Annotated in this window: 13 protein-coding genes; 10 read left to right on the top strand and 3 right to left on the bottom strand. The window is 37.6% G+C overall.

Annotated features, from left to right (window positions below; all coding sequences use genetic code 11):
- Positions 1–37 precede the first annotated feature (37 nt).
- From FS486_RS12995 to FS486_RS12985, 3 genes are all read right to left on the bottom strand, one after another.
- Positions 38–2,749, bottom strand: coding sequence for a DEAD/DEAH box helicase (locus FS486_RS12995; protein ID WP_144511983.1), 2,712 nt, complete (start codon positions 2,747–2,749; stop codon positions 38–40).
- Positions 2,746–4,326, bottom strand: coding sequence for a hypothetical protein (locus FS486_RS12990; RefSeq protein ID WP_144511982.1), 1,581 nt, complete (start codon positions 4,324–4,326; stop codon positions 2,746–2,748). The genes FS486_RS12995 and FS486_RS12990 overlap by 4 nt, the downstream gene beginning before the upstream one ends.
- A 960-nt stretch (positions 4,327–5,286) precedes the next feature.
- Positions 5,287–5,685 carry a helix-turn-helix domain-containing protein gene (locus FS486_RS12985; protein WP_144511981.1) on the bottom strand — a complete coding sequence of 133 codons (399 nt, stop codon included), beginning with the start codon at positions 5,683–5,685 and terminating at the stop codon, positions 5,287–5,289.
- Positions 5,686–5,866: 181 nt separating this feature from the next.
- On the opposite strand from FS486_RS12985, the gene FS486_RS12980 reads away from it, so the two are divergent.
- The 10 genes from FS486_RS12980 to FS486_RS12930 all read left to right on the top strand — a co-directional run bounded on the left by FS486_RS12980 (position 5,867) and on the right by FS486_RS12930 (position 18,689).
- Entirely contained in the window at positions 5,867–6,235 is a 369-nt protein-coding gene (locus tag FS486_RS12980) for a hypothetical protein (protein ID WP_144511980.1), read from the top strand.
- Positions 6,236–6,352: 117 nt separating this feature from the next.
- Entirely contained in the window at positions 6,353–6,811 is a 459-nt protein-coding gene (locus FS486_RS12975; RefSeq protein ID WP_144511979.1) for a transcriptional regulator, read from the top strand.
- Between the two features lie 425 nt (positions 6,812–7,236).
- Positions 7,237–8,049: a flagellin N-terminal helical domain-containing protein gene (locus tag FS486_RS12970; protein WP_144511978.1), complete on the top strand. Its 813-nt coding sequence runs from the start codon at positions 7,237–7,239 to the stop codon at positions 8,047–8,049.
- Positions 8,050–8,217: 168 nt separating this feature from the next.
- A complete protein-coding gene (locus FS486_RS12965; protein WP_144511977.1) occupies positions 8,218–9,597 on the top strand; it encodes a S41 family peptidase in 1,380 nt (459 codons plus the stop codon).
- A gap of 16 nt (positions 9,598–9,613) precedes the next feature.
- Positions 9,614–10,291: a hypothetical protein gene (locus FS486_RS12960; RefSeq protein ID WP_144511976.1), complete on the top strand. Its 678-nt coding sequence runs from the start codon at positions 9,614–9,616 to the stop codon at positions 10,289–10,291.
- On the top strand, positions 10,288–11,535 hold the full coding sequence (locus tag FS486_RS12955; protein WP_144511975.1) for an efflux RND transporter periplasmic adaptor subunit: 1,248 nt from the start codon (positions 10,288–10,290) through the stop codon (positions 11,533–11,535). Before FS486_RS12960 ends, FS486_RS12955 begins: the two co-directional genes overlap by 4 nt.
- Positions 11,536–12,392: 857 nt before the next feature.
- Positions 12,393–13,730, top strand: a complete 1,338-nt coding sequence (locus FS486_RS12945) for a right-handed parallel beta-helix repeat-containing protein (RefSeq protein ID WP_144511973.1) — start codon at positions 12,393–12,395, stop codon at positions 13,728–13,730.
- A 55-nt stretch (positions 13,731–13,785) separates the two neighbouring features.
- Complete coding sequence (locus FS486_RS12940) at positions 13,786–15,960, top strand: NAD-dependent epimerase/dehydratase family protein (protein WP_144511972.1); 2,175 nt, start codon at positions 13,786–13,788, stop codon at positions 15,958–15,960.
- A 1-nt stretch (position 15,961) separates the two neighbouring features.
- Entirely contained in the window at positions 15,962–16,879 is a 918-nt protein-coding gene (locus FS486_RS12935; protein ID WP_144511971.1) for a hypothetical protein, read from the top strand.
- Complete coding sequence (locus FS486_RS12930; protein WP_144511970.1) at positions 16,854–18,689, top strand: DUF2194 domain-containing protein; 1,836 nt, start codon at positions 16,854–16,856, stop codon at positions 18,687–18,689. Before FS486_RS12935 ends, FS486_RS12930 begins: the two co-directional genes overlap by 26 nt.

The raw sequence follows: 18,689 nt of genomic DNA, 5'->3' as shown, positions 1-18,689 counted from the left end.
AAAACCTGACCGAAGAAGCACGGTCAGGTTTCACATGTTAAATAGACAATGTTAACAAATCTTTTAAATCAGCGTCGGACATTTCTGTAATCCACTGACTAGAGTGAATTAGTTCTTCCGATAATGCTTGTTTTTCGACAAGTAATTTGTCAATTTTTTCTTCGATTGTTCCAATCGTGATGAACTTATGCACATGCACAAAATTCGTTTGACCAATTCGATATGCACGGTCTGTTGCCTGATTTTCTACCGCTGGATTCCACCAGCGATCAGCATGCAGCACATGACTAGCAGCAGTTAAATTTAAACCAGTTCCACCAGCTTTCAATGATAAAAGGAAAACAGGAAACTCTTTTGCTTGAAAAGCTTCAACTAAATGATCACGTTGATTTTTTGGCATACTTCCAGTCAAAAAGGGTGCGTCCACATCATATAGTTCAGTTAAGCAGTGTTGCAGTAGATGGCCCATACCGATATACTGTGTGAAAATAAGACATTGCTCTCCGCGAGCTGCAATTTCACCTGCAAGTGTAACTATTTGTGCTAACTTTTCTGAGCGCTCCAGCATTTCCTCCGCATCATCAAAAGGCTCCTTCAAATAGAGAGCAGGATGATTACAAAGTTGCTTTAGCTTACTAAGCATTTTTAGAATAAGCCCCTTTTTCTCAAAACCAGTAAGCGTGTCAAGCTTGCTCACGGTTTCCTGAATAAGTGATTCATATAATGCAGCTTGTTCAGTAGTCAATGCACAGTATTCACGCTGTTCCAGTTTTTCCGGTAAGTTCAAAAGCAATTCTGGGTCTTGCTTTGTTCTTCTTAGTAGGAAAGGTTGTATTTTTATACGCAGCTTATGCTTAATTGTGTCAGAATTATCTCGTTCAATAGGTGCGATATAGTTTTCCTGAAATTTGCGGAACGATCCTAAATAACCTTTATGGATAAAATCAAAAATAGACCATAATTCAGACAATCTATTTTCCACAGGAGTACCAGTTAACGCAATGTGATGGGCTCCAGAAAGTTTGCGAATAGCGCGTGACTGTTTCGTATGCATATTCTTAATATTTTGGGCTTCATCAAGCGTTATGCTAGACCAAACAATTTCTTCAAGAGATTCTACGTCTTGCATTGCAGTTCCGAATGTAGTAATCACAACATCCGCAGTTAAATCTATTTCTTTTGTACGGGCTGATCCGTAATGTGTTTGGACCTTCAAAGATGGTGCAAACTTTGCCAGCTCTTTTTGCCAGTTCCCTAAAACAGAAGTTGGACAAATGATGAGTGATGGTGTTTGCCGCTCTTCATTTTCATGCACATGCAATAAATAAGAAATTAATTGGACTGTTTTTCCAAGTCCCATATCATCTGCCAAACATGCACCAAATTGTTCGTTTCGCATAAAAACTAACCACTCAAGGCCAAGTTGTTGATAAGGGCGAAGCGTCGTCAGCAAATTAGGAGAAACTTCGACTGCAGGAAAACCTTTCTTCTCAGAAAGTTGTTCCATCAATGTTTGAAGTGATTTTTGCATCTCAAATTGGAATAGTGGGTCTTCGTCCGACTGATCGTCATCATCCAGCATAAGAGCCATTTCTTCTGGAATCTCTCGGAATAGCAGCTCTTTCACCGTCCAATTTTCATCTTCTGATTTCTTCATTAATTCACGGATTTCATGCATCCAGGCTGCATCAATACGAAACCACTCATTCCCGGCTTGAATGTAAGAGCGGTTTTCATTCACCATTTGCTGAAAATCTTCTGAAGAAATTTCTTGCCCATTTAAAGAGAAACTCCAGTTAAATTGCAAAATTTCATTGAGACCAGCAGTAGTTTTATACGTATTAGATGTTTTAGCAACCGTTTTAACGCGCATTTTCGTTTCTTTTACAGCTTTTAGCCAAGCCGGAAGTACAATCTCAAACCCAAGCGCTTGTAATTTCACTAAGTCGTCTCGCAGAAAAACACGTACCTCTTCATCCGATAAAGTAGAAGAGAAGAACGTTGTAGGATTGTTTTGGTCAATTGAAGTAATGAGCGAAAACATTTTTGTTTGAATTTCTTCTATATAAGTGCTAAATTCACTCCATTTATCTGGTAGTGCATCTTTAATAGGTAAGGACTTTTTCCGAAATGCGGGTGTCCAGTACACACTGCTTTTTTTTCCACGAACGACTGTTTCGAGCAACCAAGTATCATCGAGTGCTTCCGGCTCCGATAGCCTTAATGCAACCAACAAACTTGGATGTTTAGTTTGCGATTTTATCGGCCACCCACCTTTTTGGAAAAATGGAATAAGCGCCGGAACATCCTCCATAGCAAGACCAGCTTGAAATAGTTTTTGTTTAACAGCGTTAGCAATAAGTGTTTTTCCTTTTTTCTCTATAGGTGCATTCACTTCAAAAGTATCCTCATTCATACTTAATAGACCCCACAAATCGGGTGTGGACCAAACGTTTGCGGCATCCTTAAAAGTTTGTAACCATTCTTTAGAATCGTCATCTACACCAGAGAATGCAATGAAAGGATGCATTTTTCCGGAAAAAAGTTCAACCATCTCTACAGGAGTTGCAATCAAAGCATTATCTTCAATTTGCGCAGTAAGTCCGAAAAAGCTTTCCCGGTGATCGATATATAGATAGGGAATCCATTGATCGGCTGGGGTGCTAAACGTTGTTAAATGGAAGTTTCCATTTCCAATAGCATCAATTTTTAAGGGAAATTCTTTTGTAATAGATAAAGGTTGTGTCATAGTGGCAAGTTTCCTTTCTCTATTTCTTGTTGCAATGCACGAAGACGGCGGTATTTTTCGCGTACGTTTTCCACATAAGCATTCCAATAATCCGTTTCATTCGACTTTTTTGCAACCTGCTTCATTTTTTTCCAAATTCGAACTGCTTGTTTGTAGCTATAACGATTTTTCTCATTAATAAATCGCATTGCATAATGATGATAAAGAGGAAGCAAAACTTCAGGGGCTTCTTCTTTCACAACGGAAAGTCCGCACGCCTCGGCATATTCAAGTGATGAATTTGCTGATTGATGAAGAGCCATCCAATCACGATAGCGTTTCTCCTTTAATAGTAAATTCGAATAGGACTGCACACCATACAGCCCGAATGATTGATATAGATTCTCTAGTTCAGCTGGATGTAACTGAATCGCAGAGAATAATAACTCTAATCTACGAATAAGCATTACACGTGATGGATTTGGAATAACTTCATTTAAATAATAGGGAATATGAGGCAGTAACTTTCTCGCAAGATTATTCACTAAATTTTTATTCCCTGAATGCAGCGCTTTTTCACATACTTCCAGCCATTCCAATAGTTGCTCAGCTTGCATTTTCTCTGCTTCATCCAACAACTGATCGGTCATCGATAATGTTAGGTAAAAATAAGGCAAAACAATATTTAAAGGAATGTCCTCTTCAGTTTTTTCTAATTGTCGCAAATACTCAACTTCTTTAAGACGTGTCGCTTTATCCGTCACTAATGCATCCCAAAACGCTAAATACACATGTTTTCGGAAACGAAGAAGTGACTCGGTCTCAAAATAGAAATGACGAACGCGTTGCATCATTTCATCATAAAAGGGATCGGCTGCAAACATTCGAGGCTTTGAGGCAAGTTGCGCCAAGTAGTCATCTAGTTCTTCCAAATATTCATGAATAAAATGATAAACACGATTGCGCATATTTGACTCTGCAAAAGGTTCCAAATACGGCCAAATTTTTATCAATATCGAAAGATTTACATATATATCATAAATAGGCTGCCATTCTCGCTCAAAAGGCCGTGATTTCCGAATTTGCGCTTTCAAATCATGCACGGCAAACTCAAGTAAATAAAAACTGGTCGGTGGATAATTGGAGATAAACTTTCGAAAAAAATTGTCCACCACAATATCCCAGCTTCTAGGACTTCGCTCATCTTTTAATAATGCCAACTGCTGCTGATCTGCATTCGACCGCCATTCTGAAATCCAAGTAGACAACGAATCATTCTGCTGATACAAATAAAAAACAGCCGCTACAATATGCCTACAAGGCTTCTGCATCGGACAAGGACAGAGAAAACTATCATGTAAAAGGTTATACGTCACCTCTATATTACTAACGTCTCGAATCGTGAAGTCGATTTTATGCTCCTGAGGATAATAATTTGTAATCGAGACTGTTCCATTCCGCACAAAAAAAGCGGCACGTCGAACAAGCTCTTCATCTTCCAAAATAGCAGGATGCAGTTTCTTTTCAATCGTAACCATCGATTGGTCTATATATTTTTTATAATGTGTTGCAAGTTTTTGATAAGAAGTAAGGTTCAAGTGAATCTCTCCTAAGAAAAAAGGCTTTCCCTTCATTATACGTATTATCGTGCACGAATAAAAGCCACACCCCCGAACCTTTTCAAAAATATGTTTTCGAGGTTGCACAAAGAGTATCCAAAAGTCTAGTAACCAGAATTAATAATTGGGTAAATCCCCGGTAGTATTAGTCAATAATTGGCTAAGCACATCCAATTATGATTCAGGAGCACCTAACTGTTTGGGAAATCAATCAACGCGCTGTGAAGCAGTAAATGAATCCGAATCGATGATAGGGTCTGCCAGTAAATGGCTAAACGCAACCAAACCAAGCCGAAGCGCAACCAATTCAATGTTGGGAGCAACTAAATGTCTGGTGAAAGCAACCAGCTGCCAACCGAGAGCAACCAAATCGACAAGGAGAGTAACCAACGCGCTGTGAAGCAGTAAATGAATCCGAATCGATGATATTACCTTCCAATAAATGGTTAAACACAACCAAACCAAGTCGCAGGGCAACCAATTCAACGTCGAGAGTAACCAAATGTCGGGAGAGAGTAACCAATTGCCACCCGAGAGCAACCAACGCGCTGTGAAGCAGTAAATGAATCCGAATCGACGATAGAATCAGCCAATAAATGGCTAAACGCAACCAAACCAAGCCGCAGAGCAACCAATTCAACGCCGAGAGCAACTAAATGTCTGGTGAGAGTAACCAATTGCCACCCGAGAGCAACCAACGCGCTGTGAAGCAGTAAATGAATCCGAATCGACGATAGCATCAGCCAATAAATGGCTAAACGCAACCAATTCAACGTCGAGAGTAACGAAATGTCGGGAGAGAGCAACCAATTGCCACCCGAGAGCAACCAAATCTCCTCCGAGAGCAACCATCGAGCAATCCTACACATGCTCTCCAAAAGAAAAAGCCTTCACTCATTTAAAACTGTAAAATATTTTCACAGTAGCATGAGTAAAAGCTTATGTTTTATTGCGTAGTTTAGCGATAAAACGTCTTCGTTCATTATCATTAGAAGAAATCGATACTATATCCATAACTAAATCTCGAAATTCCTTTAAAGGAGTAATTTCGGCAACTATTTCTTCTTGAAAGGTTTCGAGATATCTGGCTCTACTTTCCCTGGCCTCTAACCCGGGATTGTCACTTTTATGTTTTTTATCAGTTAACATTTCGAAAAACTTTTCTTGGGGAATGTTATACACAGCAATAAATTTATTTAATAACTCAATCGGAATGGAAAGGTCGCCTCGCTCATACTTAGACAAGACAGAATGGTCTATCCCCAATCTTCTAGAGGCTTCGATTTGCGTAATTTCAAGTTGTTCTCGATATTCCCGAATACGCTTATAAAAGGTCATACAATTCTCCCCCTATACAATGAAACTAGAATATCGAAATAAGGGAGAAGTATAATGAAAATCGCCAAAATGGAGATTTTGGTGAAATAAAATGAATTATATAGTATATAAGTATATAAATACATCCTGTTACAATGATGTTAATATTAGTAATTAAAAAGATAAGAAGGGAGTGGTGGTAGTGGAGAAAATACAGTTGTATATACCTAATTTATTAGATATAACAAATCATCAATCCAGGAGAAATTTAGAAGAAATAAAGTTGGTTGGTGTAAAATCAAACGATATTAAATACTTTATACGAAATTCGGGGAAAGTAGAAACACGTATTAATCAAATAGTAGCGGAAGACTTTACGGTTTATGATTTGCAATTAGATTTTGAAAGTAAAACTTTCACCTTTTACTTAGAGAACGATGGAGAGCTATCTCGTTCTGAGTTGTTACAAAAAGTATTTCAAACATTCGCAGTTAGATATAACCCTAGGAAGGTAGGATTTTTCCTTTATTCTGGAGGAAGAAACAGACCGAATCCTGTGCTAGTGAAATAACTAATCAAAAAAGCAAGTGCACAATGCATTTGCTTTTTTGAACTAATACACTACACGAAATATAAAAAATATGATAAACTAATATAAGTCAGAAAATTCTAAAAAGGAGGGGATGAAATGTTACTAGTACAGTTAATGAAGCCATTTTATACAAAGCAAGAAGGAAATCAAATTAAGTTAGTTTTTGCATATCAATACTTCTCTATTCGCAAAGATGATGAACTGTTCCACTTTATACCTGTGGAAGGGAAAGAAATCATTATAAATAGCCAAACATTACAAGTAGAAAACTTATCGGAAGTATTTGTCTTTCAAAAAGGAAACAGGTTTATTCGATTACCGCTATACCAACTATTGCTAGTTTCGGATATTCATATGCATTTACAAATAATTATTGAAACAAATGGACAATTAAATTTAAAAACGGCAACATTGGAAAGTGATGAAATCATCAAGCAGCTCGAACAAAAAAACTATGAACGCATGATTGACTACGCATTACTTCATAAAAATATTGCTTTGTTCGATAAACTACAACAAATTAAGCAATTTAACGGAGGCTCTCATTTTGAATAATATTGATAAATAAAAACACCTAACGAAAAAACTCATTTCGATAGGTGTTTTTATATTCGTAAGAAATTAAAATGATGTAAAAAAGTATAAAAACAAAACGAATCCACTTGATCCAAGCACTCCAAACAAAATGTCCCCCCAATTCAATCCTATCATTTTGTCGATTTTCATATACTATAAACTCCTTTCTTGTAAATTTCCCGGGAAATATATCGATTAAAGAATAAGTCGAAAAATAAAACTAAAAGTTACAACTATCTTCCCCAAAAATTCAACAAATTAAACTCTATTATCTTTTTTATTACAGAAATATTACGTGTGTCTGACACTCGTAACAATAATCTTGAGATATAAACTTTCCACTTTAAAAAAAGCAAGCTAAGTCGATATAAGTAGAAACATTGAAATAGTAAGGAGATGCTAGGATGCTAGGTATGTGGAATGCGGCAGGTTTATCCATTATTAGAAATATGAACTCCCAATGGGCGATTGCGAATAAGTCTATGGAACGAATTTCAACTGGATATCGTATCAATCGTGCAGCAGACGATCCGGCTGGCCTTGCTATTTCAGAAAAAATGCGTGCTCAAATTCGAGGACTTGGTCAGGCTGCCCGTAATATTCAAGACGGAATTTCACTTGTCCAAACAGCAGAAGGAGCTCTCAATGAAACGCACTCCATTTTGCAGAGAATGAGAGAATTAAGTGTACAATCTGCCAATGATACACTGACGGATAATGACCGAGAACAACTAGCACTCGAATTTGAAGAATTAAAAAAAGAAGTTACACGCATATCGACCGATACAGAATTCAACACGAAACCATTACTAGACGGTACTCAGTCGTCCATTAAAATTCAAGCGGGAGCAAACGCTGGTCAACATATTGAACTTACAATAGGCAATATGGGATCAGTTACGCTTGGTATCGAAAATCTATCCATTTCTTCTAGGGACGCGGCAGATAACGCAATCGGGGAGCTCGATAAAGCAATAACTAAAGTATCAAATGAACGTTCTCGAATGGGAGCCTACACAAATCGTTTAGAGCATGCCTATAATAATGCAGTGAACATGGAAGAAAATTTAACAGCAGCGGAATCTAGAATAAGAGATGCCGATATAGCCAAAGAAATAATGGCTCTTACAAAAGCAAATATATTAATGCAAGCGGGCCAATATGTATTGAGTATGCATATGCAACAGGCCCAATCCATCTTGCAACTTTTAAAATAGAAGATGCTTTTTAATATAACTTTTTCAAACAATCGTGCACATATACAGCTGCACGATTGTCTTATTTTTGAATCAAAATTTTAAAGAAGAAAATAAGGATAGAAATTTCTGCAGGAGAAGGATTTTTGGGGTAATATAGGTTTATAAAGGTAAGAAGGGGGAATTGGGATGAAGGGGATTTCTGCATTAGCGGCAGCTATAATGACGATTGGTATATTATTAAATCCAATTCCGACTTCAGCAGCACCTCTAGATGAAGTGAAGCAACTGGTTAGTGAAACATATAAAGGAGAGATTCCTTCCAATTTAAAAAGTCTTAAGTCGATTGATGCGATTATAGAGCAACTAGATCCTTATTCTACTTATTTTACAAAAGATGAGTTTGAAGCGTACACGAGCTCTATCAATAATACGACTACTGGAATTGGGGTCACGATTGAGGAGCATAAAAAAGGGATTCAAATTGTGAGTACGTTTGAAAAAGCGGCAGCGATGGAGGCTGGGATAGTTCCCGGCGATATTATTTTGTCGATTGATGGAACTCCTACAGAAGGTATGTCTATTCAACAGGCATCGTCGCTCATCACAGGTAAGGATGGAACTACTGTGCAACTTGTAATATTGAAGTCTACTAATCTCAAAAAAACATACAAGTTAACGCGAAAACAGTTCAGTGTTCCCACTGTGTCTAAGCAGCTTTTATATGGAAATGTCGGTTATATTGGACTGACTTCATTTTCCGATGATGGTGCAACCCTTGTACAACAGGCAAAAAATACGCTTCAAAAACAAGGGGCAACTTCGTTTATTCTAGATTTACGCAATAATGGTGGGGGCTATGTACATACTGCCGAAGAACTGATTGGTTTATTTCCAAAAAGTCCGTATGCCTATGCCCTTCATACAAGACAACAATCAGAGCTGGTTAAATCTGTGCCACAATCGTCCCTATTTCCTTCAAATACGAAAGTACTTATAAACGGCTATAGTGCTAGCGCATCGGAAATGACTGCTGGAGCACTACTAGACCAAAAATCAGCCGTACTTTATGGGCAAACTACTTATGGAAAAGGCTCTATGCAAACGTTTTACAATCTTTCTGATGGTTCCTACTTAAAACTGACTGTAGCTAATTTTACTGGACCAAAAGGAACACCAATTCATAAAACCGGCGTCAAACCACAAGTTACGACAGCACAAGGGCAAGAACTGGCAAAAGCCCATTTGGACAGCATTATTGAAGCTAATAAAACCTATAAAAAAATGCCTGCACTGCAAAAAGTGCCGACAACAAAAAAATTTACAGTTACATTTTCAAATACCGTAGTAGATACCAGGGAACAAAAAGTGGAATTGGTCAAACTAGGAGATACGGGCAGCGTTCCTATAATGCTCACAAAAAAGTCATCCAATCAGTTCGTCATTACACCAAAAGCACCACTTGAAAAAGGAGCAGCCTACTTACTACTCATCCATCCTACTTTCCAAGCGAAAACGGGAAAAGGGATGAAAACCGGTGCTTATGCGGAAGTAACTGTTCAACCATAAGAGGGGGAACAATGGAATGTTTTTTGAATTTCGATTTTGGAAATATCTTTTTAACCGAAATGAGTTAATCAGCTCACTAAAAGATTCAACGATGCGCAGTTTTGAAAAGCGTGTATGGCTCGTCGCATTTTTAGGTGTTCTTCTGTTTGCACTGCGAGATTTATGGGGAATGCATACAGAAGAACTCACATCCATTTTCGTAGGTGGATTTGAAGATACATTTGTCATTGCAAGAATAACTTCTTTAGTCGGAGCAATTATTTGGTCCATTATTTATATGGCATTTCATTTCTTCGGTCTTGCCTTCCTTATACATAAAATTACAAAGGTTGAGCTGTCCAAAGTAGCTGTGTTACAACTTTTTGTAGTAGCTTTGTTATTAATGGAAAAAGCATTTATCTTTTTCTTATACGCTGTGGTTGGCTATACGACTGAGTTTTCTATATTGTCATTTGGTCCGCTCGCAGCGACGTTTTTAGAAAATGAGTTCTTTACTTATTTTTTCAATGAGCTGACAATTATTACAGCACTAGTTATTGCTATTCAATTTCAGTTTTTACGAGCATTTACAACTATGTCCTCTCGTAATCTACTTCTTATTTTAATAGCGATTCAACTAGTTCTTGCCGTGTTAGTATCAGGAATTCAAGTACTCCCAATTGAGTCTTGGTTCGAGGGGGGGAAAACGGTATGAAGAAATTGATAACGATCGGCATTTCAATCGCTGTTTCCACTTTTATTGCTGCAAATGCCATTTTATTGTTTTCGAATAAAAGCGACATTCCAAGATCCTATTACGTACATGAATATGACCGCGTAAATGAACATACATATGCGCAAGAGCTTGAAAAAGAATCCGTTGTCGTCCCTACAAACGAGACAGTAGTTCCTATAAGTGCTGATGCAGTCAGCGATATCGTCGTATCAGAAGGGGATGAAGTGCAGCAAGGAGAGGAGCTTGCGCTACTGAACACGGAATCTGCAGATGTCCAGCGTTCGTTCTGGGAAACGGAACAACAAGCATATACACAAGAACAATCGAAATTGCATGAGATTATGGAAAATCTGGAATCCGAGCGTGCCGGAGCAGATTCCAATTCTTCTAGCAACAGTTCGGCGAGCAATGAAGAGCTCGAAGTAAATGTACAAGTCGACGTAAACGTTTCACCAAAAGGAAATTTTGCGCATGCGATTGCCGAAACAGAACAAAAAATTGCTGAATTAGATCGTAAGCTACAGATTCTAAACACGCAGTTAAACCAAGAAGCCGGAGAAGCGGCATTGCTTAGCCCGATGGATGGAAATATCGCTGAAATTGCGGAAAAGAACGGCACCTATTTTATAACTATTTATGCAAATGAAAAATCGATTGTCACCTATGCAAACGAGGTGGAATGGCATCAAATAAATGAAGGCCAACTCGTCAAAAACTATTCTGGTCACCGTGAAGAAGTAGTTGAAGGTACAATTTCTGCTAAAACACAAGTGCCAGCAAACGATTCAAAATGGCTACAAGCATACAAGCAATTTGGTAATGAAACAAAAGAACCCGTCTACGAAGTGCGAGTTCAACTAGACGATTCCCTAGAAACATTGCCATTTGCCGCAAATATAAACTCAGTCATCACTACAAAAGAAGCAGAAAACGCCGTACGCATAAGATCAAACTGGCTACTCAACCGCACAGAAGAAACTGCGGAAGTATACACTCTAACAAATGAAGGAAAAATTATTCGAGTTCCTGTTACGGTGCCATTCGACATAAAACAATATGCTATCCTGTCTGAAGGGGTAGAAAGCGAAAGCATCATATTAAACGCAGAACCAAAAAACAACGATGCGCCAGCTTTCCTGCCATTCCCTAGAGAACTCCCAACATGGAATAGCATCAAAGCAGTCAGTTGGAAAGACTACCTTAAATACCTAACCTATCAATAATCCAAACAGTTATCGCTCCCAAGCGATAGCTGTTTTTTATATTACAGAATTGTTACTGGTGCTAGGCACCAGTAACACCCCAAAGCCTGGGGTGAGTTCCCCAAAGAGTGGGACGAGTTCTCCAAAACGTGCGCTGAGTTCCCCAAAGAGTGAAGTGAGTTCCCCAAAACCAAGTGAGTTCTCCAAAGCGTGTGGTGAGTTCCCCAAAACGTGACACGAGTTCCCCAAAGTCGAGTGAGTTCCCCAAAGAGTGGAGTGAGTTCCCCAAAGCGTGACACGAGTTCCCCAAAGCGTGTGACGAGTTCCCAAAAGTCGAGTGATTTCCCCAAAGCGTGACACGAGTTCCCCAAAGAGTGGAGCGAGTTCCCCAAAGTGTGTGATGAGTTCCCCAAAGAGTGACACGAGTTCCCCAAAGAGTGGAGCGAGTTCCCCAAAACGTGACACGAGTTCCCCAAAGTCGGGTGAGTTCCCCAAAGAGTGGAGTGAGTTCCCCAAAGTGTGTGATGAGTTCCCCAAAGAGTGGATGGAGTTCCCCAAAGCGTGTGACGAGTTCCCCAAAGTCGAGTGAGTTCCCCAAAGAGTGACACGAGTTCCCCAAAGCGTGTGATGAGTTCCCCAAAGAGTGACACGAGTTCCCCAAACCATGTGCTAAGTTCCCCAAACCAAAAATTCTGCTATTAACATCCCTGTAATATAATCAGAACTTTTTATCCCCTCAGCGGAAGTTTTAACCTTTTTCCCTGTTGAAAATGTGAAAAAGGTTGGAAAGTTTAAGAGAAATGTAAGAGCGAAATTTTATGATATAAATTGAGGAAATCACGAATAATAGAAGGAATATAAGAGAGAGGTCACTAAAATTGGATAACAAAGGGATTTGGTCATGCCGTATATATAAGAAATGCTGGATGAAATTGATTTTACTTGGTGCTTTTGTCCTGACGTTAATTCCATTACATGCAAATGCTCTAGAGCTAGAGAAAAATGTTTTTTATGTATCAAGTAATGGGGATGATTCTAACGATGGCACATTAGATGCACCTTGGAGAACGATCCAGAGGGCTGCAGATAAAATGGAGGCAGGAGATACAGTATATGTTCGGGAGGGTAAATATTCGGAGTTTGTGCATATAACCGTTTCTGGTTCACAGGAGGACGGATATATTTCATTTAAAGCTTTTCCTGGGGAAGCCCCCGTGTTGGATGGGAGTAATCTTACATTAGAAGATGGGAATAGGGCTTTATTTTATTTGGAAAATGCGAGTTATATTACCGTAAAAGGGTTTGAAATTAGAAATTTAAGTACAAACGATTCCAACAAGTATCCTGCTGGTATTCTTGTTAGCGAAGGCGGAAGTGATATACAGCTAGTCGATAATAATATTCATCATATTAAAAATGAATCTAAAAAAGGTAATGCACATGGAATCCTTTTCTACGGTAATTCTACCAACACGATGAGTCGTATTAAAGTACAAAATAATGAAATCCATCATCTCATACTAGGAAGTAGTGAATCGCTAACACTAAGTGGAAATATCGATGGGTTTATCATTTCAGATAATAGCATCCATCATAACAACAATATTGGAATTGATGTCGCAGGGTTTTATGGTGCATGTCAATCGAATTGTCGGGATCAAGTGAGAAATGGAAAGATAGCAAATAATCAGGTTTACAATAACTCATCAGGAAATAATCCTGCTTATAAAGGAAGTAATTCGGCGGCTGGGATTTATGCCGATGGTTCCACAGATATAGTCATCGAAAATAACTTGGTTTATAACAATGATTTTGGGATTGAATTGGCAAGTGAAAACAATGGGAAACAAACAAGCTATATTACGGCAAAAAATAATATTATTTATAACAATAATGGTGCAGGAATAATTATCGGTGGGGCTAATCAATCAAATGGCGGGGCCTATAAAAACGTCATATCAAACAATATATTAAACTTTAATGATCAATTAGGTGAAGGATATGGGGATATAACAGTTCAATGGAACGTAGAAGAGAACCAATTTTTGAACAATATCATTTACAGTAAAAATCCAAAAAACAATATTCAATTAAATGATAAAAAAGAAAAAAGTAACTTGTTTCTAAATAACCGAATTTATACATTCATCATGCAACCATCTCTTGCTAATAGAATTACAACTAAGATAAAAGATTTGATGATTGCTAAAGATTAATAATTGCCTATGTTTATTCGCAGTAACAAAAATAATAGATAGGACGGTAATGTGAATGAAAGTATTGATAACTGGGGGATATGGTTTTATTGGGTCGCATGTTGCGGACAGGTACTTCAAGGAAGGCTACGAAGTTTTTATTATCGATAATATGTCATCTGGAAAAGAAGAGAATATTTCATTCAAACATAAAAGTTATACCCTCTCTGTAGAGGATGCAAAATGTGAGGAGATTTTCAAGTCCTACCGTTTTGATGTAGTTGTTCATTTAGCTGCGCAAGTAAGTGTAGCCAAATCAATTAAAGCTCCCAAGGAAGATTTAGAAGTTAATGTTGTAGGATTAGTAAACATTTTAACGCTTTCTCAAAAATATAAAGTAAAGAAATTTGTATTTGCTTCCTCTGCAGCTGTTTACGGTTTAAACGATCGTCTTCCTTTAAAAGAAGACGAAGCAAGAAAACCTATTTCACCTTATGGGATAAGTAAATGGATGGGCGAAGAGTATTGCCAAAAGTGGAAGGAAATACATGACTTTGAGAGTGTTTGCTTTCGATTTTCCAATGTATATGGCCCTAGACAAAATAATGAAGGAGAAGGTGGAGTTATCTCCATCTTTTTGGATAGAATCCTGAACAACAAACCTTTGGACCTATTTGGAGATGGTGAGCAGACAAGGGATTTTATCTATGTAGAAGATGTGGCGGATGCCATTTTTCGAACTTCAAATTCAACGATAGAAGGAATATATAACCTTTCTACTAATACAGAAAATAGCATTAATCACATAGTAGATATGTTAAGAAATATCCATGGAGATATTCAAACCAATCATTTGGCAGCACGAGAAGGGGATATTTATAAATCCGTATTAAGCAATCAAAAGATAAAAGACGAGCTCGATTGGAGTCCGATGTACGATATGGAAGCTGGCTTGAAACGTACGTATAACTGGGCACAGTCAAGGCAAGTAAAGAAAGAAACCGCGATAACCACTGTCCAATCTAAGAAAAAAACTTCTCCTATCTATAAAAAAGTCCAACCTTATATAGAAAACTTATTAGTATTTTCGTTTATTACTTGGCTTACGCTAACAAACCAAGTAAGTATTTTAGATACGTTAGGTGTGGGCATATTTTATATCATGGTTATCGGCGTTATATATGGTAATAGACAATCCATCATAGCTGTAGGGCTATCTGTATGGTTGCTTGTGATTGAAAAGTTATTGGAAGGTCGGGAAATGGTTTCATTACTCTACGATACATCATTCTTTTTCCAAGTTGCATTATTCCTATTTGTTGGTTTGGTGGTAGGCTACTCAACGCAAAGGAAAACCAATATGCTAAACGAGCAAAAAGTAAAAATGGAAGAATTAGATGAACGATATGATTTTTTAAATGGAATTTATTCAGAAATGCGAGAAGTAAAAGAAGAGCTACAATTACGTATGCTCAATAGCGGTGATAGTTTTGGGAAAATCCATTCCATCGTAAAAGAATTAGATGGTCTGGAGCCTGAAAAAGTATTCACAAGGACGGTTAACGTTGTACAGACCATTATGAATGTAAAAAATGTCTCCATCTATATATTCAATAAAAACAATTCATTTTTACGATTAATAGCCCATGCGAATGATTCTGAGATGCCTCGTATTAACTCCATTAAAGTGGAGGAGACGGAATACGTCGGCAGTATTTTAAGAGATGGAAAAGTATTTGTGAATAAACAACTAAATTCGAATGTACCTTTAATGGCAGCACCTATTTATCATCACAATAGAATTGCAGCGATTATAACGATCAATGATCTCGACTTTGACAGTTTCTCCTTGTATCATGAAAATCTTTTTAAAGTAGTAACAGAATTAGTAGAATCCGCTTTAGGAAGAGCGTTTAGCTATATTGAAGCAACTGAAACCGACCGTTACATTCCGAATACGACTATTTTGAAGAATAACGTGTTTGCAGAGATTTTACTGAGCAAAAAAGAAGCGAAAGAAAAGCATAACACTCCTTTCTTATTATTAGAGGGGGCTTACGAGGAGGAAATGCTTGCTGATTATTCGAGAGAAATCACGAATCTGCTTCGTGAAACAGATTATATTGGACATAGTAAAGAGAACAATTTACTCGTCCTTCTATCTAACACAACCAAAAATGACGGGGAAACTGTGCTATCCCGATTCGAGAAAAACGGGTTTAAATTGAAAATGTTAGAGGGAGAGGTATAAAATGATTTACTTTTACTTGATGTATATCGTTTTATCCGGAATTGTACTGCTATTTATATCCAATAAGAGTCGTAAAGAATGGCTCTTAAAAATGACGATTGTAACTTTTTTACCGGTAATTGGATGGGCTCTGCCGATTGTAACTGCAAATAAGTTTATCAAAAATAAAGGTGAATTATTTGGGAGTTACATTAGTCAGCAAGACGAGGATATTTCATTAGAAATACTAGCAATTCAAGAAAAAATAGATAAAGAAAAGGAACTAGATATTGTTCCTATAGAAGATGCGTTAGTAGTAAGCAACTACTCCAATAGAAGGAAAGTAATGATTGATGTATTAAAAGAGGATACATTGCAATACATGGATGTATTAAAAACTGCTGTGCTAAATGAAGATACGGAGACGTCCCATTATGCAGTAACTGCAGTGATGGAGATAAAGAGAAAACTATCTATATCTATGCAAGAGCTTTCCGTGAAGTTTGACCAACAGAGTGACGATGTTCATGTAGGATACGCCTACGCACAAGTGCTAAAAGAGTATATGGGAAGCGGTTTTTTAGATAAACAGACCATTAGGAAATATAAGTATACCTATATACATGTGCTAAGTCAGCTTATCCGCAATGGAAACGTAGATGAGGAAACGTTTCAAGAAAAAATAAAAACAGAAATGGAGATGAATGAATACTCGGCTGCAGAAGCTACCTGCAATGAGTATTTAAAGAAATATCCTAACTCGGAGAATCCATACGTTAGTTTATTGAAATTATATTATACAACTAAATCTACAATAAAAATGCAAGGTATATTGGATGAACTGAAGAAATCGACTATCAAACTTTCCAATAGGGCACTTACTATTGTTAGGTATTGGTCGGAGGGAACAGAACATGAAAGTAGAAGGGAACTTCTCTAAAAAGATATACATCATCATATTATTTGTATTGCTATTTGGTATCTTGCTACAGGTTTCCCGTTCGCAATTTGTCTTGAAGTTTCAACAAAACCAGAACTTGATCGAACGAAGAGATGAAATTCTAGCGGACATTTCCCAGGAGAATGATCTGGAGCAAAGTGGAAACAACTACTGCGTTTTATATAATCCATCCGATGAATATAGCACAAAGTTGAAAGATAATGCTTCCCACACGCTGCTATATATGAAAAAGAAATTAGCTGTAGTAGATATAACGAATGAATCAGTTGATTTATCAAACTGTCAAGTTGTAATACTTGCAACGGACAAGCTAAAGGATATTGGTAAGGCAGAAGAGATTGAACAATTTGTTTTCGAAGGGGGATATATCTTTTTTATGTCTGTCTTAGACATAGAGACAGACTATCAAATTCTATATCGTAAATTTGGGATCTCTTCTTTTGATACGGTTGTTGACGCAAGAGGAATTCATTTAACTTCCAATGTATTAATAGGGGAAAAGGAACTCTTCTTGGATGATGATTTTATCCATAACTCTGCCATTAGTGTAGATCTAGACGTAGAAGCTGAGCTGTTGGCGGAAAGTGTTAATAAAATACCGCTCTTATGGAAAAGTAATTATGGAAAAGGAGCGTTTATGACGTTCAACGGTGAAATGCTACAAGAAAAGATAAACCGGGGATTTTTTGCAGGTGCTTTAAGTTTATTGGAACCTAATTTTATATACTCTATTTTCAACTCGAAAGTATTTTTTATCGATGATTTTCCTTCACCAATAGCAAAAGGGACTAACCCAATTATTTATGAAGAGTATAAGAGAGATATAGCTTCTTTTTATCAAGAAGTATGGTGGCCAAATATGCTGGAAACTTCCAAAAAATACGATATGAAATACACAGGGGCCATTATCGAGTCATACAATGACCGAGTGCAACCCCCTTTTGATACAGCTGAAGATAAAGATAGCCATTACCTTATTTCCTTTGGTCGTGAGCTTATTAAAAGTGGGGGAGAACTAGGTTTTCACGGATATAATCATCAATCACTTGTACTTGATAAAGCAATTGCAACGGAATTTGGATATAACGAATGGCAAAAAACAGAGGATATGTCTAAGTCTATAGAAGAGCTACTTACTTATGCAAAAGACGCTTTCCCTGGTTATACAATTACCTCCTATGTCCCGCCTTCCAACGTTCTTTCGAAGGAAGGAAGAGAAGCGATGAAACAGACATGGCAGGACTTAACGGTAATTTCCTCATTGTATGGAGAAGATGAAACTGGAACAGCTTATGTTCAAGAATTTGAAGTGGCAGGAGATGGGGTTATTGAAATGCCCAGAGTCACTTCTGGTTATTTTGAGACAGCATATAATCGCTGGGCGGAGGCAAATACGATGACTGGAGTCGGCGTGTTTTCTCACTTTGTGCATCCCGATGACGTCATAAGTAGTGATAGGAGTAATAATATGGGCTGGGACGAAAATTATAAGTTATTCGACAAATACATGAAGCGTGTGAATAAGACATATCCATGGGTTCGTGCGCTGCCAGCAACGGAGGCAGCATTAGAAATGGCTGCAAACCTTCATACTAACGTAAGCTGGACAAAAGAAGAAAGCAGTATTCAAGGAAAAATAACGAATTATAAATCGGAAACATCCTATATCTTACGAACAGATAAAAAGATTGGACGATTAAAAAACTGTGCAGTTAAGAAAATAGATGACAATACTTATTTAGTAACTGCACATGACTCTAATTTCAAAATAGAATTTGGGGGCAATTAG

Source organism: Bacillus sp. FJAT-22090 (assembly GCF_007676755.1).
GTDB lineage: Bacteria > Bacillota > Bacilli > Bacillales_A > Planococcaceae > Psychrobacillus.
Note: the sequence above shows the minus strand (reverse complement) of the source record. Positions and strands in the feature narration are given on the sequence as shown.